Annotated in this window: 22 protein-coding genes; 18 read left to right on the forward strand and 4 right to left on the reverse strand. The window is 43.5% G+C overall.

The genetic code is table 11. The annotated features are described in order from the left end of the window. Positions 1-76: 76 nt before the first annotated feature. Entirely contained in the window at positions 77-3,142 is a 3,066-nt protein-coding gene (locus tag MHN32_RS09130; protein ID WP_239421563.1) for an efflux RND transporter permease subunit, read from the reverse strand. A 1-nt stretch (position 3,143) separates the two neighbouring features. Then, on the reverse strand, positions 3,144-4,223 hold the full coding sequence (locus MHN32_RS09135) for an efflux RND transporter periplasmic adaptor subunit (RefSeq protein ID WP_102058082.1): 1,080 nt from the start codon (positions 4,221-4,223) through the stop codon (positions 3,144-3,146). 100 nt (positions 4,224-4,323) lie between these two features. On the opposite strand from MHN32_RS09135, the gene MHN32_RS09140 reads away from it, so the two are divergent. The 18 genes from MHN32_RS09140 (at position 4,324) to MHN32_RS09225 (ending at position 19,185) form a co-directional block, all read left to right on the forward strand. Continuing rightward, a complete protein-coding gene (locus tag MHN32_RS09140) occupies positions 4,324-5,238 on the forward strand; it encodes a LysR family transcriptional regulator (protein ID WP_010605459.1) in 915 nt (304 codons plus the stop codon). Then, positions 5,204-5,524, forward strand: a complete 321-nt coding sequence (locus MHN32_RS09145; RefSeq protein WP_227387929.1) for an MGMT family protein — start codon at positions 5,204-5,206, stop codon at positions 5,522-5,524. Before MHN32_RS09140 ends, MHN32_RS09145 begins: the two co-directional genes overlap by 35 nt. Positions 5,525-5,604: 80 nt before the next feature. After that, on the forward strand, positions 5,605-6,177 hold the full coding sequence (locus MHN32_RS09150) for an LON peptidase substrate-binding domain-containing protein (protein WP_010605457.1): 573 nt from the start codon (positions 5,605-5,607) through the stop codon (positions 6,175-6,177). Between the two features lie 60 nt (positions 6,178-6,237). Then, a complete protein-coding gene (locus MHN32_RS09155) occupies positions 6,238-6,858 on the forward strand; it encodes a sigma-70 family RNA polymerase sigma factor (protein ID WP_039495233.1) in 621 nt (206 codons plus the stop codon). After that, positions 6,855-7,505 (forward strand): ChrR family anti-sigma-E factor, encoded by a 651-nt coding sequence (locus MHN32_RS09160; protein ID WP_174169198.1) that lies wholly within the window; start codon positions 6,855-6,857, stop codon positions 7,503-7,505. The genes MHN32_RS09155 and MHN32_RS09160 overlap by 4 nt, the downstream gene beginning before the upstream one ends. 15 nt (positions 7,506-7,520) lie before the next feature. Then, on the forward strand, positions 7,521-8,480 hold the full coding sequence (locus MHN32_RS09165; RefSeq protein ID WP_102058077.1) for a DUF523 and DUF1722 domain-containing protein: 960 nt from the start codon (positions 7,521-7,523) through the stop codon (positions 8,478-8,480). Between the two features lie 2 nt (positions 8,481-8,482). Then, the gene (gene phrB / locus MHN32_RS09170) at positions 8,483-9,862 is read left to right on the forward strand and encodes a deoxyribodipyrimidine photo-lyase (protein WP_239421564.1); all 1,380 of its coding nucleotides are present in this window, start codon (positions 8,483-8,485) and stop codon (positions 9,860-9,862) included. A 6-nt stretch (positions 9,863-9,868) separates the two neighbouring features. Continuing rightward, positions 9,869-10,294 (forward strand): nuclear transport factor 2 family protein, encoded by a 426-nt coding sequence (locus MHN32_RS09175; RefSeq protein ID WP_239421565.1) that lies wholly within the window; start codon positions 9,869-9,871, stop codon positions 10,292-10,294. Further along, positions 10,291-11,007 carry an SDR family NAD(P)-dependent oxidoreductase gene (locus tag MHN32_RS09180; protein WP_239421566.1) on the forward strand — a complete coding sequence of 239 codons (717 nt, stop codon included), beginning with the start codon at positions 10,291-10,293 and terminating at the stop codon, positions 11,005-11,007. Before MHN32_RS09175 ends, MHN32_RS09180 begins: the two co-directional genes overlap by 4 nt. Further along, positions 11,000-12,253, forward strand: coding sequence for an FAD-dependent oxidoreductase (locus MHN32_RS09185; protein ID WP_239421567.1), 1,254 nt, complete (start codon positions 11,000-11,002; stop codon positions 12,251-12,253). Before MHN32_RS09180 ends, MHN32_RS09185 begins: the two co-directional genes overlap by 8 nt. Next, positions 12,250-12,981: a DUF1365 domain-containing protein gene (locus MHN32_RS09190; RefSeq protein WP_102058073.1), complete on the forward strand. Its 732-nt coding sequence runs from the start codon at positions 12,250-12,252 to the stop codon at positions 12,979-12,981. Before MHN32_RS09185 ends, MHN32_RS09190 begins: the two co-directional genes overlap by 4 nt. A 1-nt stretch (position 12,982) precedes the next feature. After that, positions 12,983-14,245: a cyclopropane-fatty-acyl-phospholipid synthase family protein gene (locus MHN32_RS09195; RefSeq protein ID WP_239421568.1), complete on the forward strand. Its 1,263-nt coding sequence runs from the start codon at positions 12,983-12,985 to the stop codon at positions 14,243-14,245. Continuing rightward, the gene (locus MHN32_RS09200; RefSeq protein WP_239421569.1) at positions 14,217-14,741 is read left to right on the forward strand and encodes a DUF2878 domain-containing protein; all 525 of its coding nucleotides are present in this window, start codon (positions 14,217-14,219) and stop codon (positions 14,739-14,741) included. Before MHN32_RS09195 ends, MHN32_RS09200 begins: the two co-directional genes overlap by 29 nt. A gap of 154 nt (positions 14,742-14,895) precedes the next feature. Then, positions 14,896-15,171, forward strand: a complete 276-nt coding sequence (locus MHN32_RS09205; protein WP_010377204.1) for an HU family DNA-binding protein — start codon at positions 14,896-14,898, stop codon at positions 15,169-15,171. Between the two features lie 144 nt (positions 15,172-15,315). Then, a complete protein-coding gene (locus MHN32_RS09210; protein ID WP_010605446.1) occupies positions 15,316-15,792 on the forward strand; it encodes a hypothetical protein in 477 nt (158 codons plus the stop codon). Between the two features lie 117 nt (positions 15,793-15,909). Then, positions 15,910-17,742 carry a protein translocase subunit SecD gene (gene secD, locus MHN32_RS09215; protein WP_239421570.1) on the forward strand — a complete coding sequence of 611 codons (1,833 nt, stop codon included), beginning with the start codon at positions 15,910-15,912 and terminating at the stop codon, positions 17,740-17,742. Between the two features lies 1 nt (position 17,743). Next, positions 17,744-18,655, forward strand: a complete 912-nt coding sequence (gene secF, locus MHN32_RS09220; RefSeq protein WP_239421571.1) for a protein translocase subunit SecF — start codon at positions 17,744-17,746, stop codon at positions 18,653-18,655. Positions 18,656-18,756: 101 nt separating this feature from the next. After that, entirely contained in the window at positions 18,757-19,185 is a 429-nt protein-coding gene (locus MHN32_RS09225; protein WP_235367320.1) for a hypothetical protein, read from the forward strand. A gap of 52 nt (positions 19,186-19,237) precedes the next feature. On the opposite strand, the gene MHN32_RS09230 is transcribed toward MHN32_RS09225, so the two are convergent. Next, entirely contained in the window at positions 19,238-19,606 is a 369-nt protein-coding gene (locus MHN32_RS09230) for an MliC family protein (RefSeq protein ID WP_010605442.1), read from the reverse strand. 139 nt (positions 19,607-19,745) lie between these two features. Next, on the reverse strand, positions 19,746-22,928 hold the full coding sequence (locus MHN32_RS09235) for a multidrug efflux RND transporter permease subunit (protein ID WP_239421572.1): 3,183 nt from the start codon (positions 22,926-22,928) through the stop codon (positions 19,746-19,748). Positions 22,929-22,930: the final 2 nt, after the last annotated feature.

The following is a 22,930-nucleotide window of genomic DNA, read 5'->3' on the forward strand; positions in this document are numbered from 1 at the left end:
GTCGATTTAAAGGTGAAAGATAAACTGCGAAAGCGATAATAACATCCACCTTCCGAAGAAGGTGGATGTCGCTCAACTAGTCTTTTGGTTGTTCGATACCAAAGTACACGCAATGTAACACAGGTAATACAATCAACGTCAGTATGGTCGCAAAACCAAGACCGAACATAATGGTGACCGCCATGGACTGGAAGAACACGTCAAATAATAGCGGGATCATACCCAGTATGGTTGTGATAGCAGCCATAGACACCGGCCTTACACGACTCACACCAGAATCAAATACCGCTTGGTAAGGGGACTTACCAGAGTCTATTTCGATATTTATTTGATCCATCAGTACAATACCATTTTTAATCAGCATGCCGGATAAACTTAGCAAGCCTAGCAGCGCCATAAAGCTAAATGGTGCTTGTAGTAAAACAAGGCCTGCCGTTACCCCAATAATAGCAAGCGGCACGGTTGACCAGATCACTAATGGCTTTTTCACCGAGTTAAAGAGCAATACAGTGATCATAAACATCGCTAAATAACCGATTGGTAATGAGCCAAAAATGGCTTTCTTCGCTTTGCTTGACGACTCATACTCGCCGCCCCATTGCATCTCGTACCCTTGGGGTAGCTCAATGGCTTCGATATCCGCCTTCACTCTTGCAAATAACTTAGCTGGGGTTTCATCACCTATCACGTCGTGATCAGCCATTACCGTGATGGTACGTTTACGGTCGCGGCGCATGATCAGGCTATCTTCCCAAGTGACACTAAAATCATCCACGATTTGTGAAACTGGTACGTAGACGCTAAGGACAGGGCTGAATATTTGTAAGTCACCAAGATTTTCAACATTGAGCCTCTCTTCCTCAGGAGAGCGCGCAATGATAGGCAACAGTTGTGTACCATCTCGATATAACCCTACCTTGTTACCTGACACCGAAGTCAGTAGCAACTGATCTAAGTCTGATTTACTGATCCCCAATCGACGCGCCTTCAATTCATTAAACTGTGGGCGCACCAACTTGGTTCTTTGTCGCCAGTTGTCACGAATATTAAACGCTTTATCGTCTTGGCTGATAATACCTTTGGCTTTTTCAGCTAGTTGGCGTAACACAACAGGGTCTGGTCCCGAAAACCGAGCCTCGATTTTTGCATCAGTTGAAGGGCCAATTTCCATACGCTTTATTTTGAGACGTCCGTCTAGCTCATTTTCAAGCTCATAATCGCGAAGCTTGGCAATCATGGCCACTACTGCTTCTCGGTCTTTTACACGTACAATTAACTGGCCATAAGCGTCGTATTGTTTTTCAGGCGAATAGGTCAACATAAAACGAGGCGCGCCTTGCCCAATCGTTGCAGTTACTTCATTAACCATCGGATCGGCCAGTAAAAAGGATTCAATTTTCTCAACATTCTGCGCCGTGCTACGTATATCGGCACCTTGATAATGCCAGTAATCCACATAGAACATCGGTGTATTTGAAGCTGGGAAGAAAGACTGCTTAACCGATTTAAAGCCAACAACTGCAGCGACTAATAGCAGTACCATAGAAATAATAGTAATAGCACGATTTTTAAGGCAGAAGGTCAGCATGGATTTATACACGGTGAAGATCACACCTTTATAAGGGTCGTCTTCTTCGCTAGTATCTGATGACTTTTCTTTAGGCCCTTTAAACATCATATTGGCAAAAAATGGCGTCAGTGTAATAGCCGTTACCCAACTTAGCAGTAGTGAAATTAACAACACCCAAAATAGCGAGCCTGCAAACTCACCACTGGCGTCGGAGCTTAAGCCAATCGGTGCGAATGCGGTGATCCCGATAACGGTTGCGCCAAGAAGTGGCCATTTTGTCTGTTCAACAATGTTCACAGCAGCTTTTACTTTAGATTGACCTCGTTTAATATTAATCAAAATGCCTTCAGTCACTACAATGGCATTATCGACTAGCATCCCCAGCGCAATGATCAAAGCACCTAATGAAATACGTTGTAAATCAATGGCGAATATCTTCATAAAGATAAAGGTACCCAGCACGGTAATAAGCAAAATACCGCCGATTAAAATACCACTTTTTACACCCATAAAAATAAGCAAAACGATAATTACAATGGCAACGGCCTCTAAAAGGCTAACGATGAAACCATCAACCGAGGTCTCTACTTCTGTTGGTTGATTGTAAACTGTGTTGATCGTAATACCGTAAGGGCGCTGATATTCTAATTGCTGTAAGTGATGTTCGATTTCTTTACCCACCTCAACAACATTTACACCAGAAGTAAAAGAAACCCCAACCAGCAGTGCACGCTTTTGATCAAAACGTGTAATATGATTCGGCACCTCCGCATATTCGCGTGTTACTTTTGCCACGTCACCCAAATAAATAAGCTCTTTGGCGCCGGGCTTTGAGATAAGTAAACCCTCTAGCTCTGCAACGTCTGTAAACTCACCAGTAGGGTGCAGGCGAATAGACTCGTCTCCAACGCGTATTTTACCCGCATTAGATACCGTATTTTGAGCTTGTAACAACGAGAAAATGTAACTAGGCGCAATGCCAAGTTGTGACAGTTTTTGTGTTGATATTTCGACGATCACTTGTGCTTGCTGCTCACCCGCAACAGTGACTTTACTCACACCTTCTACTAGCACTAATTCGCGCTTTAAAAAGTCAACGTAGTCTTTTAGCTCATCATACGAATAGCCTTCACCGGTGATCGCGTAAAGTTCACCGTAAACATCAGCAAAATCGTCGATAACGCTTGGCGTCATAACACCTGGCGGTAGCTTCGGCGAGAGATCATTTACTTTACGGCGCAGCTCATCCCAGATCTGTTGTAAGTCTTTCTTACGGTACTTACTCTTCATCTCAACAGTGATCTGCGACTTACCGGGAGAAGAAATTGAAGTAACATAATCAACATACGGCAGAGATTGAATCGCATTTTCAATCGGGAAGGTGACTTCCTCTTCCACTTGTTGTGGCGATGCACCAGGATACATGGTCACGACCATGGCTTTTTTTAGTGTGAATTCAGGATCTTCTAGCTGGCCTAAGCCCAAATAGGATACCGCCCCAGCAATAAGCAGGAGCAAGGCAAACATCCAACTGATAACCTTATTCTCAATTGACCACTTGGCTAAACTCATATTACAGACCTCTTTCTTTAGTCCAAGGTCTCACTTTTGCGCCTTCTTGCAAATAATGCACGCCCGCAGCAACAATTTCTTCACCAGGTTCAAGACCCGACATTACCTCAATACCGGTATGATTAAGTTGACCAACGGTGACTTCGCGTTTTGTTACCGTCTGATTATCTCTTTGATATACCCATACGTAACTATTCCCCTCTGTGCCTTGCTTTTTATCTGAGAATACTGCTTGGTTAGGTACGATGATTGCTGTATTTTCACGGTTCGTAATTTTGCTTGGGTCGACGTAAACATGGCCTGTCATACCTGCGAACAAATTAAAGTCCTCAGGGATTGGAAGACTAAATACGACTTTGTAGGTCAAGGTTGCAGGGTCTGCCTGCGTATCCCATTCCTTAATCGTAAGCGGGTAAGACTTACTAGGGTAGCCATCAAAAACAACGGTCGGTTTGTAATCCGAATCTTTATCAACACGTGCAACGATGCGCTCAGGTACTTGAATAACTACATCCATCATATCGCGTGTTTCAAGGCGAAGGATATTTTGCTTTGCTACCACGTTTTCGTAATTTTTGACAAATACCTTGGCAACCGTACCACTAAACGGTGCTCTAAGTTCGCTATATTCGAGGTTTGTTTTAGCAATTTTAAATGCAGACTCCGCAACTTGCTTGTCTGCATTTGCTTTATCAAACTCAGCTTTAGTCGCTATGCCTTTTTCAAATAACGGCTCAATTCTCGATAACTGCGATTTAGCGAGTTCAAATTGGGCTTTACGTTGTTCATATTGCAGATTGAAATCTTCAGGATCAAGCTTGGCTAGCAATTGCCCCTTTTGTACGTCTTGGCCTGCGAGAACTGGAAACTCGATAAGTTCACCATTCACACGAAAGGCAAGATAGGAGCCTTGATTTGCCACCACTTCAGCAGGGAAACTACGAAGCGTGCTGCTATTGGGGTCCGAAACCGTGTGAATTTTAACTGGTCGGTTAGGGGCTTCTGTTGGGGCTTGTTCTGCTTGCTCTTGGCAACCCACTAATAAGGTAGCCAGCACAATTCCAGAAAACACTCTTAACATTTTGTTCTCCATGACAACGTCAATTTTAATGCGTGCAGAATAATGGAATTACATATAAAATAAAAATTATAAAACATTCTATACTGCATAAGATTTATTTATGAAGATTTCGGACTTAGCAGCGTTTTGCACCGTTGTTGAAGCGCCTAGCCTTACCGAAGCGGCAAATAAGCTTCATAAGACACAGCCTGCGGTCTCTCAATCAATTAAAAGATTAGAACAATCTTTGGGATTTGCCCTTTTTGAGCGTGAGAAATATCGCAATGTGTTAACAGAGCAAGGTCGTCGGTTTTATTTTGAAGCCGAAAAATTACTTAATCATCATAGAGATTTGTCATTACTCGCGACTGAATTCGCGGCGGGTAATGAACCAAGCTTTAACATCTGTTACGAACCGATTGTATATCAAAACCAGATTGATCAAGTATTAGGCAATGCCTTCATTAAGTTTCCCGCAACTGAAATGAACATCTCAAGTGGTAAACGTTTTTTTGCGCTTGAGCAAGTCACACAGGGGATTGCAAACCTTGGCATTGGCCCTTGGTTTGACCTTTTTCATTCAACTGGCGATTTAGAATCAATGCCGATTGGACACGTAAAATTAGGCTTAGTCTCATTAACAGGCTATATGCCACCAGAGCTGAGTTTTTCGGAGCTTGCGCAATACCCATCTCTTGCAATGAAAGAAAGTAAATTCAAGTTTGATAGTGAGCGCTTGGCATACAGAAATAGTAACAATGTCATGAAACTCGATGACGCACTGGCAATAAAAAGATATTTATTACAAGGTATGGGCTATGCCTTAATCGGCCTTGACCTTTGTAGAGAAGAATTAGAGTCTGGTGTTTTACAACAAGTGAGGGTGTTTGATAGAAAAGACGAGTTTGAAGCTGAAATCCACGCGTATCGTTTGCATATTTCACACCATGGACCGGTAGCAAGATATTTTTGGGACAAATTAAAAGAGTTAAATATTCAATATGAAAAGCAGCAATCCTCAGCAAGAACTCGCTGAAAAGGTTTTCACCGTAATTGGCGGTATCCCGTTTGGGAAGGTAGCCTCCTATGGGCAAATAGCGAGCTTAGCTGGTTATCCAAAACATGCCCGAAAGGTTGGTCAATTGCTGAAGAACCTACCACAAGGTTCAACATTACCTTGGTACAGAGTAGTAAATAGCCAACGTCGCATTTCTTTTCCTGAAGACAGTAGTAAATTTCAAGAGCAAAAGTCACGCTTGCAAGCTGAGGGCATCACATTCTCAAATAGTAACGTGATAGCAAAACACTGCGTTTGGGAATAGTCATAAATTTAGCGTTAACTGATCCAGATAAATAGAGCAGTCGTAATTATCGTTAGTTTTTGTATATTTGAACGGGAATTATGAAACTCGCTTTATTTCCATTGCCAATATTCTTGCTTCCAGGTGGGTTCACCCGCTTGCGGATCTTTGAGCAGCGCTATCTATATATGGTAAAAGAGGCCGCGAAAACAGAGCAAGGTTTTGTGTTATGCCCATACCTCGCGGATACGCCGAACAATGTGTCAAAAGAAGGCGTGCACGTTAAAATTGTTGACTTTTCACAAGATGATGATGGTCAGCTGCTCATTGATGTTGAGGCACTATCGCGCGTCGCGATCAGTAATGTGGAAGTAGACTCACAATCTTTACGTTATGGCGATTGTGACATTATTGATGGGCCGCCATGGCAATGTAGTGAAGAAGCATTTAGTCTAGTTGACGAAACCCTTGCTCATAAACTTCAGAGTGTTTTTATCGCCAACCCAATCCTTGATGATTTGTACCGCGACAAGCATTTTACTCAGCCTCTTTGGGTTGCTTATCGTTGGCTAGAAATCTTACCCATCTCGATGACCCAAAAACTAAAAATAAAACAAGCACAAACATTTGAACAGGTGGCAGAGTTCTTACATACTGTATTAGATGAAAAATAGTGATCCATGCCAAGTTTTACAGCGTATTACAGCTTATAATTATAAATTGGAAGGTGAGCTATGTTAGGCCAACAGCAATCTATTGATTGCAACGTTCAGTCAGGAACTCGCAAAGCAGTGCAAGAAACTCCCTCTCAAGCGTTATCGGACGCTTTAGTTAAGGTTGCAGAAAAACGAGATCGCAAAGCTTTTGCCTTCTTGTTTGAGTACTTTGCGCCAAAAATCAGGCGCTTTGGTGTGAAACAATTTGGTAATGACGCCCAAGCGATGGAGCTCGTACAAGACACGATGACGTCAGTGTGGCGGAAAGCCCACCTCTATCATCATGATAAAGGCGCAGCCACAACGTGGATCTATACCGTGATGCGTAACGCGTCGTTCGATGCATTGCGTAAAATGAAGAGTAATAAAGAAGAACATATCAGTGAAGACATCTGGCCGATAATTCAAGACTCGCAGGCTGACGACGACGGTTTTCAAGATCACTTGCAAACGGCGCAAATTCAAAAATACATCAATAAGTTGCCGCCAGCACAACGAGACATAGTCAAAGGCGTGTACTTTCAAGAAATGTCTCAAGAACAATTGGCAGAGCATCTTAATATACCTGTCGGGACAGTTAAGTCACGTTTACGGCTTGCTTTACAAAAACTTCGCGCAGAGATGGGAGATCAAGCATGATAAAGCATCACCCTAATGATTCATTATTAAGCCAATTTGTTGAAGGTAATTTGCCTGCAAGTATCAGTGTCGCAATTGCAGCACATGTCGAAATGTGTCCATGTTGTCAGAAAAAGACTCAACAGCTTGAAGCGCAAGAAGCGAATGTTCAGCTTGGAGGAGGCAGCGACTCTTCACTAAGCAGCGATTTCGAGGCGATGATGCAAGCGATAACACTGGACGACGAAATAGACGAAGTTAAAGAATATATCCAACCCTCATTTAACTATCAGGGCAGGGATGTTCAGTTACCTCGGGCTATTGCGAATATCGATCGCACCAAGTTTTCAGGTGTAGGCAAAATCGCCCGCTCTCGGTTATTGCTAGAAGACGGCGACTTACGCTCAAGTCTTTTACAAATTGGTGCGGAAGGCGAAATTCCAGAGCACACCCACACGGGCTTTGAGATAACCTTGTTGCTTGACGGCGATTTTGCAGATGAGGCTGGTGAATACGTACCGGGCGACTTTATTTGGCAAGACGGCAAACATAATCATTCTCCGCGCACGAAAGAAGGCTGCCTGTGCTTTACCGTGGTAAGCAGTGCACTACACTTTAATAAAGGCTTAAGTAAGCTGTTAAACCCAATTGGTAAGTTGATTTATTAAAGGAATAGTTGCGAAATGAAATTTTCATCACCAATAAAAATTGGCATTAGCGCGTGTTTGGCTGGAGAAAAAGTGCGATTTGACTCAGGCCACAAGCGTTCAAACTTTTGTATGGATGAATTCGCCGAACATGTTGAGTATGTGCGCTTTTGCCCGGAAGTTGCGATAGGCATGCCAATTCCAAGACCAACCATCAGACAGATCCGCGTAGGCGATATTATCAAAGTTAGTCGCCCCGACGGTAAAGAAGATGTCGCACCAAAGCTTAAGGAGTTTGGTGAAAAGGTTGCAACCTCACAAACACAAAGCCTCTCCGGCTTTGTGTTTTGCGCCAAAAGCCCAAGCTGCGGAATGGAGCGTGTTAAGGTTTATAACGAAGCAGGAACAGGTAATACATCTGAGGGTATTGGCATTTTTGCTGAGCAAATTATAAAACACAATCCGCTTTTGCCTTGCGAGGAAAATGGCAGATTGAATGACATGCATCTTAGAGAAAACTTCGTAATGCGGGTATTTGTCTATAAAAGCTGGCAGGAACTAACGCAATCGGAAAACATCGGTCTACACGAGCTGACGAATTTCCACGCCAAGCACAAATATCTGTTGATGAGCCATAATTACCAAGCCTATAAAGATTTAGGGCGTCTACTTGGTGATGGCAAAAAATTTGATAGAGAGACGCTGAAACATAAATACATCAGTGGTTTGATGTCGGCACTGAGCAAGCCTGCCAATCGCAAAAATCAAGCAAACACGTTAACGCATCTACAGGGGTATTTTAAGAATGAGCTTTCGAGCATCGAGAAGCAAGAGATGTGCAGCGCAATAGAGCAATATCGCAAAGGTATCGTACCTTTATATGTACCGCTGACCCTGCTCAAGCATCACCTTACCGTACATCCTAAAACGTATTTGCAAAGCCAAGTGTACTTTGACCCATACCCCAACGAACTGCGTTTAAGATTCGGAATTTAATAATGAAAACAGCTTTTTGGTTTCGCCGTGATCTCAGGGTTTACGGCAATGAGGCTTTGATTGAAGCCGTGAATGAGGGCGCACGCGATGCGCTCTTTTTTTATTGCAAGCCACAGTGGCAGTCACACAACGTAGCCAGTATTCAGCTCGACCTACTTGAGCGCAGATTACTTGAGCTTGGCAGCCAGCTTAGTGAATTTGGCATTAGGCTACATATCATTGAAGCGAGCACATTCGCTGAGCTGCCGGCGCAGCTTCAAGTGGTTTGTGACGATAAAGGCATTGATTGCTTATATGCAAATAAAGAGTATGAAGTAAATGAAGTGGCGCGCGATGAAGCGTGTGAAACTGTGATCACGTTAAAATTATTCGATGGCGATCTCGTTGCCAAACCAGGTTCTGTGCTTACGGGCTCCGGTGAGATGTTCAAGGTGTTTACCCCCTTTAAAAAAGCATGGTTAAAACGTTTTGTGGGGCAGCAATTTCACTTCACTAGCTGGCCATTAGATAAGCAACATGAGGCAAACTTCAAAAAGCCAACTTTCTTCGAGATGACCAATGGATCTGAAAAGTGGCCAGTGGATGATAATGCCGTTGTCACGATTGTAAATCGTTTTATTAAGGACAAACTAGCAGACTACCAAGATGACCGTGATTTCCCTGCAATCAAAGGAACTTCGGGGCTCAGCCCATATTTGGCATTAGGCATTGTGTCGCCCAAGCAGCTCATCGCAGAGATCCAACTTCATTACCCTGAAGTGCTTGAAAACCCAAGTAAGCCAGAGTTTTGTTGGGTAAACGAGCTCATTTGGCGTGAGTTTTATCGCCATCTTATCGTCGCTTTCCCGCGTTTATGTAAAGGTTTTAATTTTAATGATAAATATAACGCGGTTAGGTGGCGTGACGACAGCCAAGCTTTTGAGCTCTGGTGTAATGGTCAAACTGGCTATCCGATTGTCGATGCGGCAATGCGTCAGCTCAATAAAACTGGCTGGATGCACAATCGGCTACGCATGATTGTTGCCAGCTTCTTAACCAAACACTTGCTCATCGACTGGCGTAAAGGCGAAGCCTATTTTATGTCAAAGTTAATAGATGGCGACCTTGCCAGTAATAATGGTGGCTGGCAGTGGGCTGCAAGTACGGGGTGTGACGCGCAGCCTTATTTTCGTATTTTTAATCCCATCACGCAGAGCGAAAAGTTTGATCCCGATGGTTCCTTTATTCGTACATATGTGCCTGAATTGAAAAATGTTCCAGCAAAGCATATTCATTTTCCTCATGACTATTTAGCGGCATTTGGCGGAAAGGATGACTATGTAGAGCCGCTGGTTGATCATAAAGAAGCAAGAGCAAGAGCACTTGACGCATTTAAGGTTTAAATAGGTATGGATCACAGAACGCAGCGATTCGTGGCAATTTATAATGAAATAGACAAATACTGTCTCGGTAAATTGGCTTCAATTTACACTGAGGACATCAGTTTCGTAGACCCTTTACATAAAATTCAAGGACTTGATGCGCTAACGAGTTATTTTCAGGTGTTATATGAAAATGTCTCTGAAATCGAATTTCTTGTTACGAACGCCTATCAAGTTGATGACGTCAGCTTTATCTACTGGACTATGTCCTATCAACACCCCAAGCTAAATGGCGGTAAGCTCATAGAAGTCGATGGTCATAGTCGTTTAAGTTTTATTGGCGAAAAAGTGGCGCAACATCGGGATTACTTTGACAGTGCGCAAATGCTGTATCGCCAAGTTCCACTACTCGGTGGTGTGATTCGGCTATTGGATAAAAGGATCACGGCATGAGCAACATCTTAATTACTGGCGCAACATCAGGGATAGGTAAAGGTCTTACGGAATTTTATGCAAAACAGTCACATCAAGTAACTGCTTGTGGCCGCAACCAAAAAGTGTTAGATGAATTAGAAAGCAGCGTAGGTGCAAAGAGCAAAGCATTTGATTTAACAAACCGCGAAGAGATAGAAGATAACTTCAAAGATATTGACGGCTTGGATCTTGTGATCCTCAACGCAGGTGGTTGTGAGTATATCGATAATCCCAACCAATTTGACGGCTATTTGTTTGAGCGAGTAATGCATATCAACGTCATCTCAATCGGCCACTGCCTAGACGTTTTACTGCCAAAAATTAAATCAGGCGGGCAACTTTGCATCGTAAGTTCCAGCAGTGCATTTTTACCTTTGCCTCGCGCCGAAGCGTACGGTACGTCGAAAGCGGCTGTCAGCTATTTAGCGCGCACCCTGACAGCAACATTAAAAGACATTGATGTGACCTTAGTTCACCCAGGATTTGTAGAAACGCCGTTGACAGATAAAAACGACTTTCCGATGCCATTTATTATAAGTGTCGATGAGGCCGTGAGTTACATTAGCAAAGGAATAGAAAAGCGCAGCAAGGAAATACATTTCCCAAAAAGATTTACTCTATTTTTAAAACTTCTCAGGTTACTGCCGTTTTCGTTGTGGTTACCTCTCGCAAAAAGGATAGCCCGTGGCTAAGATTGCAATAATTGGAAGCGGTATTTCAGGTATGACCGCAGCATACCTGTTAAGTCGTCAACATGACGTGAAAGTCTTTGAAAAAAATGATTATATTGGCGGACATACGGCAACTATTGATGTTGAATACCAAGATGAAAAGCTCGCAATTGATACCGGCTTTATCGTATTTAACGACAGAACCTATCCAAAGTTTGAAAAATTGCTGGCTGAAATTGGTGTTAGTCGCCAAGAAACTGAAATGAGCTTCAGTGTTCACAATAGTCAATCCAAGTTTGAGTACAATGGCCATTCACTTCGCACGTTATTCGCACAAAAACGTAACCTACTGAGGCCAACCTTCTGGCGATTACTAAAGGATATTGTGCGTTTTAATGGCCTTTGTAAGTCGTTGTATGAAAAAGACGACTATCGAGGTGTTGAAACGCTTGGCAAGCTACTACAGCAACACCAATTTAATGAATTTTTTAAGCTGCATTACATCTTGCCGATGGGCGCCGCGATCTGGTCAACCAGTATCAAAGAGATGCTCGACTTTGAAGCTAAATTCTTTGTCCAGTTTTTCTTCAACCATGGGCTCTTGGACATCACAAATCGCCCTCAATGGTATGTTATCCCAGGTGGTTCTAGGGAATACATTCAACCATTAGTGGCAGAATTTAAAGACAATATTGTGCTGAATGCCGACATCAAGACAGTAGTTCGTGATGAGGCTGGTGTGACCATCATCTTCAAAGATGGCAGCAATGAGTACTTCGATAAAGTCGTCTTTGCATGTCATAGCGATCAGGCTTTAGCGTTACTAAATACCCCATCGAGTGATGAACAAGCGATACTTGGTGCAATTCCTTATACTGCAAACTCAGTGGTGCTGCACACTGACACCCGTTTATTGCCAAAACGTCCGCTGGCGTGGGCCAGTTGGAACTATTTATTAAACGAAGCGACGGACAAAGCCGCTGTTGTCACCTACCAAATGAACATACTGCAGGGGCTTGATGCCAAACATCAATACTGTGTCACGTTAAATCATGATGAAGGGATAGCTGAAGACAAAGTGATCCGCCGCTTTGTCTATCATCACCCGGTATTCAATACCACCAGCATTGCGGCCCAAAAACGTAAAGCCGACGTCGATGGTAAACACCATAGTTATTTTTGTGGTGCGTACTGGTTCAACGGCTTTCATGAAGATGGGGTGAGAAGTGCGGTAGATGTGGCCGAGCAATTGGGTATCTCATTTTGAACAGTGCAATACTGGTCGGTAAAGTTCGGCATCGGCGATTCGCTCATGCCAAGCATGCTTTTTCTTACCCCATGTATATGATGTGGCTAGATTTAAGTGAGCTCGACGCACTCAATAGTATTTCGTCAAAGTTTGGTACATCCGGCTTAAAACTGCTTAAATTCAATCAAGCTGACTATATCCTCACAGAAGGCGAAAGCTTAGTTGAGCGCGCACGTGCTAAGTCAAATTCGCTAGGCAAACCCGTTTCATCACAAACAAAAGTATATTTAATGGCGCAAATACGCTGTTTAGGCTTTTACTTCAGTCCGGTTAATTTCTACTTTTTTGAAGACGAGAAGGGGGCTGGTTTTAGCCATATGCTCGCTGAGGTCAGTAATACGCCTTGGAATGAGCGTCATTTTTATTTAGTTGAATTAAGTAAAGAAGTGAACTTTAAAAAGCAATTTCACGTATCACCTTTTATGAATTTGGATATGCACTACCACTGGAAAGTGAAGCCACCCGGTAGCAATACGCTAATCCATATTGAAAACAGAAAAGGTGACGAATTGCTATTTGATGCCACGATGACGCTCAAAAAGCAGGAGCTCAATGAAGCAAATATTAATCAATTGCTTAAGCGGTTTCCAGCAATGACATGGAGCATAGCTAAAGGCATCTACTGGCAAGCGTTGAAGTTATTTTTAAAAAAAGTGCCTTTTGTTGGGCACCCCGGAAGAGTATAAGATGGAAAATACCACGACACTATCCTCATCAATTTCGCTTTCTACATTCGATAGAGTGTACAAAAAGCTCGTCTTTGGCGCGTTGAATACCTTAGAAACCGGAAAAGTGGTACTTGTCGAAGGCGACCAAAAATACTGTTTTGGTGAGTCAGAAACAAGCCTAAGCGTTGATATTCATGTTCATTCAGCGCAAATGTATAAGCTATTTGCACTTGGCGGCAGTGTCGGCGCAGGTGAATCTTACATTCTTGGTCACTGGAGTTGTTCGGATTTAACCAAACTGATTGAGATCTTCGTCCTAAACCAAGCTCAGCTAGATGCATTTGAAAATAAGTTTGCATTTTTCTCCGGCATTGTGAATAAGATAAAGCATCTTAAAAATAAAAACTCGAAACAAGGCTCAAAGCGTAACATTGTCGCCCACTACGACCTTGGTAACGACCTTTATGAATCATTTTTAAGTGAAGAAATGCTGTACTCTAGTGCAGTGTATCCCTCAAAGGAAGCATCGCTTGAAGAAGCGCAGCAACATAAGTTAGCCGCAATCTGTGAGCGTTTGGATCTTCAGGCAGCTGACAAAGTTGTTGAGATTGGCACCGGGTGGGGCGCATTTGCGGTTTATGCTGCAAAAAACTACGGCTGCCATATAACCACAACAACTATTTCAGAAGAGCAGCATGCCTACGTAAAAGCACTGATTGAAAAAGAAGGGTTGCAGCAGCACATCACATTACTAAAACAAGATTACCGCGAATTGGACGGCCAGTACGACAAGCTGGTGTCTATCGAAATGATTGAGGCAGTTGGACATGCTTATTTATCGGGCTTTTTTGCCAAATGCAACGACTTGCTGAAACCGACTGGCGCGATGCTGATTCAGGCCATTACCATCGCCTGCCAACGTTATCAACATTACCTCAAGCAATCGGATTTCATTCAGCAGTACATTTTTCCTGGCGGTTGTCTTCCTTCCGTGAGTGAAATGAGCAAGCAAATCGTAAATTCCACCGATATGGTTGTCCACGAACTCCATGATATCGGTCTGCACTATGCCAGAACGCTATACGATTGGCGTGTTCGGTTTGAAAAAGCATGGCCTTCGCTTGACGGTAAACGTTTCGATGAACGCTTTTATCGCCTTTGGCAATTTTATTTATGCTACTGCGAAGGGGCGTTTAAACAAAGAGCAACTAGTGCCGTGCATTTAGTCGCCAGAAAACCAAGATACCAGTCCAATGTCTGTACTCAAACATTGGATTACTAACGCGCTACTCTTCCAAAGTATTTGGTTTGCTGCATTATTTTTTCAAGCAGATGCGCTTTGGTTGATGTTGGTTGGCTGTCTCGTTATGCTCGCAGGACACCAAAACAAGCATCTCAATTTGGTGCTTGCACTCGTAGGTTCCGCCATAGGAATGAGCATTGAATTGATTGCGGTCAAAGCTCAGCTCATCAATTACCAAGGTAGTGAATTACTTCCGGTTTGGCTTTGGGTTTTGTGGATAGCATTGGTGCTGACAATAAATAATGCACTTTCCAAACTATTAACGCTCAAAGCGCCGATATTATTAGTGGTATTTTTGGTCTGCGCGCCACCTAGCTATCTCGGTGCAGCTACCTTTGATGTAGTTTCTATCTCAACACCTTGGTACATTTTTTGGCCAGTGTTTGGCGCACTGTGGAGTGTGGGGTTCTACCTGATAGTGAGTTTTAATCGCATTTTATGGGGTACAAAGCTTGCGCAGTTGCCAGCAAATTGATAGCGTTTGATTACAAACCCACAGGATCCGGGGCGAAACGCAATAAAATAATAAATATTTCGTCGAATTTCGCAATTTTGGGGTTGCACATAAACGCAAAATGCATAAACATAGGTTTTGCTTAGGCAAATTATAAAGTTATAGGAATCTAATAATGAATAAAGCTCAACTAGTTGAAAAGATGGCGGCAGACGCAGAGATTTCAAAAGCAGCGGCAACCCGTGCTTTAGAAGCGTTTACTGGCGCAGTAACTAACACACTAAAAGATGGCGGTTCTGTTGCTTTAGTTGGTTTTGGCACATTCTCAGTAAAAGAGCGCGCTGCGCGTACTGGTCGTAACCCACAAACTGGCGCTGAAATCCAAATCCCAGCTGCGAACATTCCTTCGTTCAAAGCAGGTAAAGGCCTAAAAGACCAAGTAAATCCTTAATCCACTCGCTGGACAAGAAAAACCTCCCAAGTTGGAGGTTTTTTTATGCCTCTCACATTCATTATAATTGATACCGCTATCTTGAATTTGCTACTATCGCCCTAATCTCGTAATTTTATCTAATAAGTTGTTTAATCAGTTTTCATGAAGCGTTTTAACCTTTTCGCCGTTATGTCATTACTCATGTTGTTATGGGTAGCTGCTGCGTGCGCGACAGGAACGCCTGATAATCACTTATCCCATACTTCTGATACGCACAGCACGAGCTTCGAAAACATCACCCAAAAGGGCCTCGCTGACTCCAATCAGTTACCCAGTAAGCCAAGCCCTACAAGTCCAATAAAGCTCAGTGGTGAAACCACGCATCACGAAAAGGGCTTATTGCCGGAACGCGAGCGTACTAGCCATCCTAGTTATTTTCTACATCCTAAACAACAAGCCGAATATGCGCTTGTATTTGAGCTTGCAGCAGAAAAATATATACCGGCCTCAGTCTATGACATCAATAGACCTAAGCCTGTGCCTTGGTATATGTGTGATACTCGGCCAAATAATGGCTTTATCGACAACTGTAAGCCGGCAAACTTAACCTTCAAAGGCAGTCTCAACTTCGCCTCTTAATCATTATCTATACCAATAAAGCACCCAAATAGTAGTTTTTGATACCAGTCCCCTAACGTCTATATGACCAGTATTCGTTAGCAAATCGGTATCGCTCAGATAGATAATGAGAAAAATATGAAAGATATAAATTCGCCAACGAGGCCATCAACCTCTCGTGGAGCAACCGCGCGTGCAAAACGCTTTTTTACTGCGCTTATTGTGTTCTTGTTGATCCTTTGTGCACTACCAAACTTGTATCCCAATAAGAATTTGATTCAAATTCAAGCAAGTAGTAACGAGGTAGTGTCTCTATCGCTGCCTGAGCTTAAATCTCAGCTAGAAGGAGAGGGATTCAAAGTCAAGCAAATCGAGTCTCATCAAGGTGGCTACTTAGTTGAACTTGAAAACCGCACGCTAACCGCCGAAGCGCGTGCTTATATGGCTGAGTCTCACTCCAAGCTAAGTGTTAAGGTTGTTAGTGCTTCAACGATGCCACAGTGGTTAGAAAGCACTGGACTCAAACCTATCAAGCTCGGACTAGACTTGGACGGCGGTGTGTTGTTCGTACTCAAGGTTGACACAGAGCAAGCGGCGCAAAATAAACTGCAGTCACTCGCAGACGAAGCCAATAGCCTACGGATCAAAAATCGTTATCGTAACCTATCTATTCCTCAAGTTATCAGTGGCGAGCAGGTTGAGGTCATAGCGAAAGCGCAAGGGCAAAATGAACTCGTAGCGCTTACTGCGACACTGCGCGAACTCTATCCACAATTTACCAGTACAACTCATAAACAAGGCAGTTTAACGAGAGTTAATTTCCGTTTTGCCGAAGCGAAAAAAGCAGAGTTCGATAAGCAGTTAATGACCCAAGCGCTATCTACTTTACGTTCGCGTATTGAGGAACTCGGGATCACAGAAGCAGTTACGCAACGTCAAGGCACTAACTATATACGAATCGAATTACCTGGCGTGCAAGACCCAGAACAAGCCAAGCGTATTATCGGCGCCACAGCAAAGCTTTCATTTCATGCATTACAAGAAATGGGAGGTCAAAAATTAAAGGATAAATCTGGCGCTTTGGTTTCAGTCGACCCAGTTGCCATTTTTGGCGGGGATGAAATAGAGTCCGCAACAGCAGGAAGAGATGAATACGGCAAGCCTTTAGTGCAACTATTCTTATCTTCTCAAGGCGGTGAAAAGATAAACCGATTTTCTAGAAACAATGTTGGTAAACCAATGGCTACCGTATTCAGCGAATATTACGCGGATCCAAAAGGAGAGATTAAGCGCAAAACGGAGGTAATTTCAGTAGCCACTATTCAACAAGTATTAAATACCCGATTCAGTATTACCAATATGCAGTCAATGGAACGCGCGCAAGAGTTAGCATTATTGTTGCGGGCGGGTTCTCTTGACGCACCAATCACCATTGTGAAAGAGCAAACCATTGGTCCTTCATTGGGCGAAAAGAATATTGAAAGCGGCTTTAAAGCTTTGGCGTTAGGGCTAAGCCTAACTTTGCTGTTTATGGCAGTATGGTATCGCAAGCTAGGCGCAGTGGCCATTACCTCATTACTGGTAAACTTAGTTTGCCTGATTGGATTAATGTCGCTGCTTCCTGGTGTTGTGCTTACCTTACCCGGCATTGCGGGCCTAGTTTTGACTATCGGTATGGCCGTCGACACCAATGTTATTATTTTTGAGCGCGTTCGCGAATTAAGGCGTAAAGGCATTGGGATGGTTACTGCATTAAAGCAAGGTTATCAACAAGCCATGTCGAGTATTATCGATGCCAACTTAACCACGATGATAACTGCTCTTATCCTACTTGGTATCGGTTATGGACCAGTAAAAGGGTTCGCGATCACTTTGGCGCTGGGCATAGTAACCAGTATTTTCGCCGGTGTGGTCGTCTCCGGTATGTTATCAGAATCTCTTTATTCAAAATCACGTAAAGGCACAAAGTAAAATGACAAGTAAAACGCAAAAGGCAAGATTCGTCGGGCTAATTTCTGGATTGTTACTTGTCCTTGCAAGTCTCATAGCCATCACTCAAAAAGGCATTGTATTAGGCCAAGACTTTACCGGCGGTTACGTTACGGTTATCGATTTACCCAAGCAAACGAGCCAAACAGAAATGCAAAACAAGCTAGCTGAGCTTGGTGTTCAAGATGCGCGAATCTCTCTACAAAACGATGGTAGCTGGCGAGTTTTCCAAACCCCTCAGTCCACCGATGAAACACACGTCAAACAGTGGATAGAAGGAATTGAAACACAATGGCAAGCAAGCGTATTAGACGCCAGTTATCTTGGTGCGCAGGTGGGTAATGAGTTAATTGAGCAAGGTGGCCTTGCTGGTATATTCGCATTACTTAGTGTATTGATTTACTTGGCGTTTAGATTTGAGTGGCGCTTAGCGGTCTCCGCAAGTATCGCGCTTTTTCATGATGTGATTGTGACGCTAGGTTTGTTTGCAATAACGCAAGTAGAATTTGACTTAACCGTGCTTGCAGCGCTGCTGGCGATTATTGGTTACTCACTCAACGATTCGATTGTGATTGGTGACAGAGTTAGAGAGCTTTTGTTCGAAGAGCAGTGGAAAAACAGTCCCGTGGGCAATACCATAGACCAAGCGATAAAGGATTCAATGAGCCGCACGCTTATCACCTCGTTAACGACGCTCACAACAGTGTTAGCGATATGGTGGTTAGGCGGCGCGGGACTTAATAGTTTTGCCATGGCGTTGTGTTGTGGCATTCTCATTGGTACTTTGTCTTCCTTGGCAATTAGCGCTACTTTACCGCAGTTTTTAGGCTTGTCATTTAATAACTACCTAAAAGAAGAATCTGAGGCAGCGAAACAGCAACTCGCTGAGCCATAAGCATAATATGCGATTTAGGTTAAAAAAGTAGCAATTACTCTTTTTTAACCTTGTCGTGCTGATGTATAATCCGCACTTCGAAAGGAGCCGGATAAGGATTAATGTCAAAATATAGTTATCAAACTCGGTGCGGGAAAGTAACCCTCTGGACCGAGCAAAATATCCTCTTTGCCTGTTTCGAAGGAAATATTAATGAGTCTATGATCCATTATTTTTCTAGGGCATTAGAGCAATGTCGAGCCGAGATCCATTCTTCGACATGGGGTTACGTGAGTTATTCCGAAAAGGCCATAGCTGCGACACCAGAAGCCTACAAGTTACTGGTAAACACAGCAAAGCGCTGTTTGCAGTTAGGCTGTGTTAGTGCTGCGTATGTGTTGAAGTCGGCAATTGCGAAAAGCCAGATTGAAAAAATGCGCAAAGAAATTGGCATGCCTGAGCCATTAGATCAAGTTTTATTTGCTAATGTAAGCGCTGCCATTGAGTTTGTAAAAAGTACTTTAGCTACACCTGAAAAGTTGTCGGTATAAGACATCCTAATGCTATATAAGTGACGTTGCCTATTGGGACGAGCATTTATAATCAGTTTGATTGCGCCTTCACTGTTAAGGCTTCATTGGGCCGCATCTCGCAACGTGCGATGATGCGGTTGTTTTTATCTTCTTCCTGTCTAAGCAACATACCTTCATCATTTTTTGTCCACCACACAAACCCATCACCTTGATATTTTGCACCGCTGGCTGAGCGCGCAATCTTCATCTTAACCACCTGTTCGTTAAAATGGACAGTTGCCTTATCACTGTCGTTGTAGTCAACTTTTATCACCGAATCATTATCACATTGATAACGGCTAAGTGTTTCACTAAGCTCAATTTTACGATTTGAGATGTCCTCGCCACATGCACTGAGAACAGCGCTAATTAAAACAGCAAAGGCAATTTGGGATTTCATAAACAGACTCCGGCGAGAAAAAGACGGTATCTGATAATTTAGCGTAAACGGATGAAGTTAAGGTGAATAGTGCGGTTACAAGGCAATAAAAAGCAGCATAAAAAAGGCCCATTGGGCCTTTAAACATGATTACAAGTTATTAATCCTTTACTGGAATAGCATTGGAGATACTCTGCGCTTCACGTATTTTTGGCGTGTATAATCGCTTCGTCATCGCCATAAAGAAAATAGGCGTAAACAATAGACCAAATAGAGTAACCCCTATCATTCCTGAAAATACTGCAATCCCCATGGTTTCGCGCATTTCAGCACCCGCACCAGTTGCAAGTACCAGAGGTACAACCCCCGCGGTAAAGGCAATCGACGTCATCAGAATAGGACGTAAACGTAGTTTACATGCCTCAACAATTGACTCCAAATTAGTCTTGCCTTGCTCATACTCTTCTTTGGCAAATTCCACCATTAGGATTGCATTTTTACACGCCAAAGCAACCAAAACGATAAGAGCAATCTGGGTAAAGATATTATTATCGCCGCCTGTTAGCCACACCCCTACTAATGCTGACAGTATGGTCATTGGCACAATGAGGATGATTGCAAATGGTAGCTTTAGGCTTTCGTATTGCGATGCCAAAACCATAAACACCAAGAGTACAACCAGTGGGAAGATATACACCATCACGTTACCCGCGAGGATCTGCTGATAGGTGACTTCAGTCCACTCAAATGCCATGCCTTCGCTAAGCGTTTCGTTTAGCACCGCTTCAATTGCCATTTGCGCTTGATCCGAAGAATATCCGGGCGCAGGGCTGCCATTTAACTCGGCAGTAGGATACCCGTTATAGTGCATAACACGATCAGGCCCCGTTGTCGGCGTGACTTTGAGTACCGCGCCAAGTGGCACCATTTGACCGTAGTTGTTTCTTACTTTGTAAGACAGAATCTGTGCAGGATCTGCCCGAAAATTAGCGTCAGCCTGAGCGGTAACCTGATAAGTGCGCCCAAATAAGTTAAAGTCATTGACGTACATTGAACCTAAATAGATCTGTAATGCATTAAACACTTCCTCGAGCGGTACGCCTTGTACCATTGCTTGCTCACGGTCGATATCAATGTCCATTTGTGGTACTTGGATCCTAAAGCTTGAGTACAGTCCCATTAGCTCCGGTTGCTGCTGCGCTTTTGCGATCACTGCTTGTAAGTCAGAGAATAGCTTCTCAAAGCCAAGGTTTGCTCTATCTTCAATTTGCAGTTTAAATCCACCTGTGGTGCCTAACCCTTGTATTGGTGGCGGTGGGAAAACCGCGACAAACGCTTCATCTATGATGGCAAACTTCTGATTAAGCTGGGCAGCGATTGAAGATGCATACAACTCTGGCGATGTGCGATTTTCAAATTTATCTAGGGCAACAAATACAATCCCGCTATTTGGGCTGTTTGTAAAACCATTGACCGAAAGCCCAGGGAAAGACACGGAATGTAAAACGCCTGGAGTCTGTAGTGCAATTTGTTCCATCTCACGTACAACGGCTTCTGTTCTATCCAAACTCGCAGCGTCTGGCAGTTGGGCAATCGCAACAAGATACTGTTTGTCCTGTTGTGGAATAAAGCCACCAGGGATGGTGCTAAACAACTTAGTGGTAGCAAAAATTAACCCTAAATAAACCACCAACACAATGGTGCTCAGTCTAATAAGTTTTTTTACTAGTCCAACATAGCCGTGAGCTGCCTTATCAAAAAAGCGATTAAACGGTTTGAATAGCCACTGACCAAACAATTTATCTAACACCACTGTGAGTTTGTCTGGTTTAGCACCGTGCGGCTTTAATAGTAGTGCAGCTAGCGCTGGTGATAATGTTAATGAGTTAAATGCCGAGATCAGCGTCGAAATTGTGATCGTGAGGGCAAACTGTTTGTAAAACTGGCCTGACAAGCCGGTAATAAACGCAGTTGGAATAAACACCGCACAAAGCACCAATGCAATCGCTATAATAGGGCCTGTCACCTCTGACATCGCTTGTTTAGTGGCCTCGAAGGGCGCAAGGCCGTTTTCAATATTACGCTCAACGTTTTCAACCACGACAATGGCATCATCAACCACGATACCGATTGCTAGTACCAAACCAAACAACGACAAAGTATTGATAGAAACACCAAGCCACTGCATTGCAGCAAAGGTACCAACTAACGATACAGGCACCGCTACCAGCGGAATAATCGAAGCGCGCCATGTTTGCAAGAATAAGATAACGACTAATACCACAAGTACGATGGCTTCTAATAATGTTGAAATTACAGCATCGATTGAGCCACGAACAAAAATTGTCGGATCATAAACAATATCGTACTCAACCCCTTCAGGAAAACGTGTCGATAACTCTTTCATGGTTTCACGCACCTGATCCGACAGCTCTATCGCATTAGAACCAGGACGCTGGAAAATCGGCATTGCCACCGCTTCGTTTCCATCTAGCAAAGCTCTTAACGCGTAGTTATCTTGTCCAAGCTCAACTCGGCCAATGTCTTTGAGTCTAGTGATCGCGCCATCGCTCAATACGCTAACAATAATATTGTCAAATTCACTGGTATCTACCAAACGCCCTTTAACGTTTAACAGAATTTGGAATTGATTTTCATTCGTTGTGGGTTGAGCACCCAAAGAGCCAGCTGCTACTTGGCGGTTTTGTTGTTGGATTGCTCGAACCACATCGCTTGCGGTTAAGTTTCTTTCAGCCAATTGCTCGGGGTTTAGCCATATCCGCAAGGCGTATTTACCGCCGCCGAATAGCTTCACATCACCAACTCCCGGCAAGCGCGCTATCTGATCTTTGACATAAATATCGGCATAGTTAGAGAGATAGCTTGTATCATGCGAGCCGCTTGGCGATACCAAGTGCACCACCATAGTGAGATCTGGTGACGCCTTCTCAGCAACAACCCCTAAACGTTGTACTTCTTGCGGTAATCTTGGAATAGCGCTATTTACACGGTTTTGTACTTGAACTTGGGCGCGGTCTAGGTCAGTACCAAGTGCAAAAGTTACGGTAAGCGTTAAGCGACCATCACTGGTTGCTTGAGAAAACATATACAGCATGTTCTCAACACCATTGATCTCTTGCTCAAGTGGTGTTGCAACGGTTTCAGCAATGACTTTTGGGTTTGCACCGGGGTAAGTTGCAGATACCACAACCGTCGGCGGTACCACCTCTGGATACTCACTCACGGGGAGCTGAAAAAGGGAAATGGCCCCTGCGATTAATATCACAAGCGACATCATCGCCGCAAAAATAGGGCGCTTAATGAAAAAATGGGAAAATTTCATTA

The sequence above is a fragment of the Pseudoalteromonas sp. Of11M-6 genome, from assembly GCF_022347905.1.
Lineage (GTDB): Bacteria > Pseudomonadota > Gammaproteobacteria > Enterobacterales > Alteromonadaceae > Pseudoalteromonas.

Bases quoted from the DNA above. Each gene is read 5' to 3' on its own strand.
- MHN32_RS09135 (WP_102058082.1), bottom strand. From the start codon at position 4,223: ATGTTAAGAGTGTTTTCTGGAATTGTGCTGGCTACCTTATTAGTGGGT.
- MHN32_RS09200 (WP_239421569.1), top strand. From the start codon at position 14,217: ATGTCTGTACTCAAACATTGGATTACTAACGCGCTACTCTTCCAAAGT.
- MHN32_RS09140 (WP_010605459.1), top strand. From the start codon at position 4,324: ATGAAGATTTCGGACTTAGCAGCGTTTTGCACCGTTGTTGAAGCGCCT.
- MHN32_RS09205 (WP_010377204.1), top strand. From the start codon at position 14,896: ATGAATAAAGCTCAACTAGTTGAAAAGATGGCGGCAGACGCAGAGATT.
- MHN32_RS09175 (WP_239421565.1), top strand. From the start codon at position 9,869: ATGGATCACAGAACGCAGCGATTCGTGGCAATTTATAATGAAATAGAC.
- MHN32_RS09160 (WP_174169198.1), top strand. From the start codon at position 6,855: ATGATAAAGCATCACCCTAATGATTCATTATTAAGCCAATTTGTTGAA.
- secD (WP_239421570.1), top strand. From the start codon at position 15,910: ATGAAAGATATAAATTCGCCAACGAGGCCATCAACCTCTCGTGGAGCA.
- MHN32_RS09235 (WP_239421572.1), bottom strand. From the start codon at position 22,928: ATGAAATTTTCCCATTTTTTCATTAAGCGCCCTATTTTTGCGGCGATG.
- MHN32_RS09180 (WP_239421566.1), top strand. From the start codon at position 10,291: ATGAGCAACATCTTAATTACTGGCGCAACATCAGGGATAGGTAAAGGT.
- MHN32_RS09225 (WP_235367320.1), top strand. From the start codon at position 18,757: ATGTCAAAATATAGTTATCAAACTCGGTGCGGGAAAGTAACCCTCTGG.
- MHN32_RS09230 (WP_010605442.1), bottom strand. From the start codon at position 19,606: ATGAAATCCCAAATTGCCTTTGCTGTTTTAATTAGCGCTGTTCTCAGT.
- MHN32_RS09155 (WP_039495233.1), top strand. From the start codon at position 6,238: ATGTTAGGCCAACAGCAATCTATTGATTGCAACGTTCAGTCAGGAACT.
- MHN32_RS09145 (WP_227387929.1), top strand. From the start codon at position 5,204: ATGAAAAGCAGCAATCCTCAGCAAGAACTCGCTGAAAAGGTTTTCACC.
- MHN32_RS09195 (WP_239421568.1), top strand. From the start codon at position 12,983: ATGGAAAATACCACGACACTATCCTCATCAATTTCGCTTTCTACATTC.
- MHN32_RS09150 (WP_010605457.1), top strand. From the start codon at position 5,605: ATGAAACTCGCTTTATTTCCATTGCCAATATTCTTGCTTCCAGGTGGG.
- secF (WP_239421571.1), top strand. From the start codon at position 17,744: ATGACAAGTAAAACGCAAAAGGCAAGATTCGTCGGGCTAATTTCTGGA.
- MHN32_RS09130 (WP_239421563.1), bottom strand. From the start codon at position 3,142: ATGAGTTTAGCCAAGTGGTCAATTGAGAATAAGGTTATCAGTTGGATG.
- MHN32_RS09165 (WP_102058077.1), top strand. From the start codon at position 7,521: ATGAAATTTTCATCACCAATAAAAATTGGCATTAGCGCGTGTTTGGCT.
- MHN32_RS09210 (WP_010605446.1), top strand. From the start codon at position 15,316: ATGAAGCGTTTTAACCTTTTCGCCGTTATGTCATTACTCATGTTGTTA.
- phrB (WP_239421564.1), top strand. From the start codon at position 8,483: ATGAAAACAGCTTTTTGGTTTCGCCGTGATCTCAGGGTTTACGGCAAT.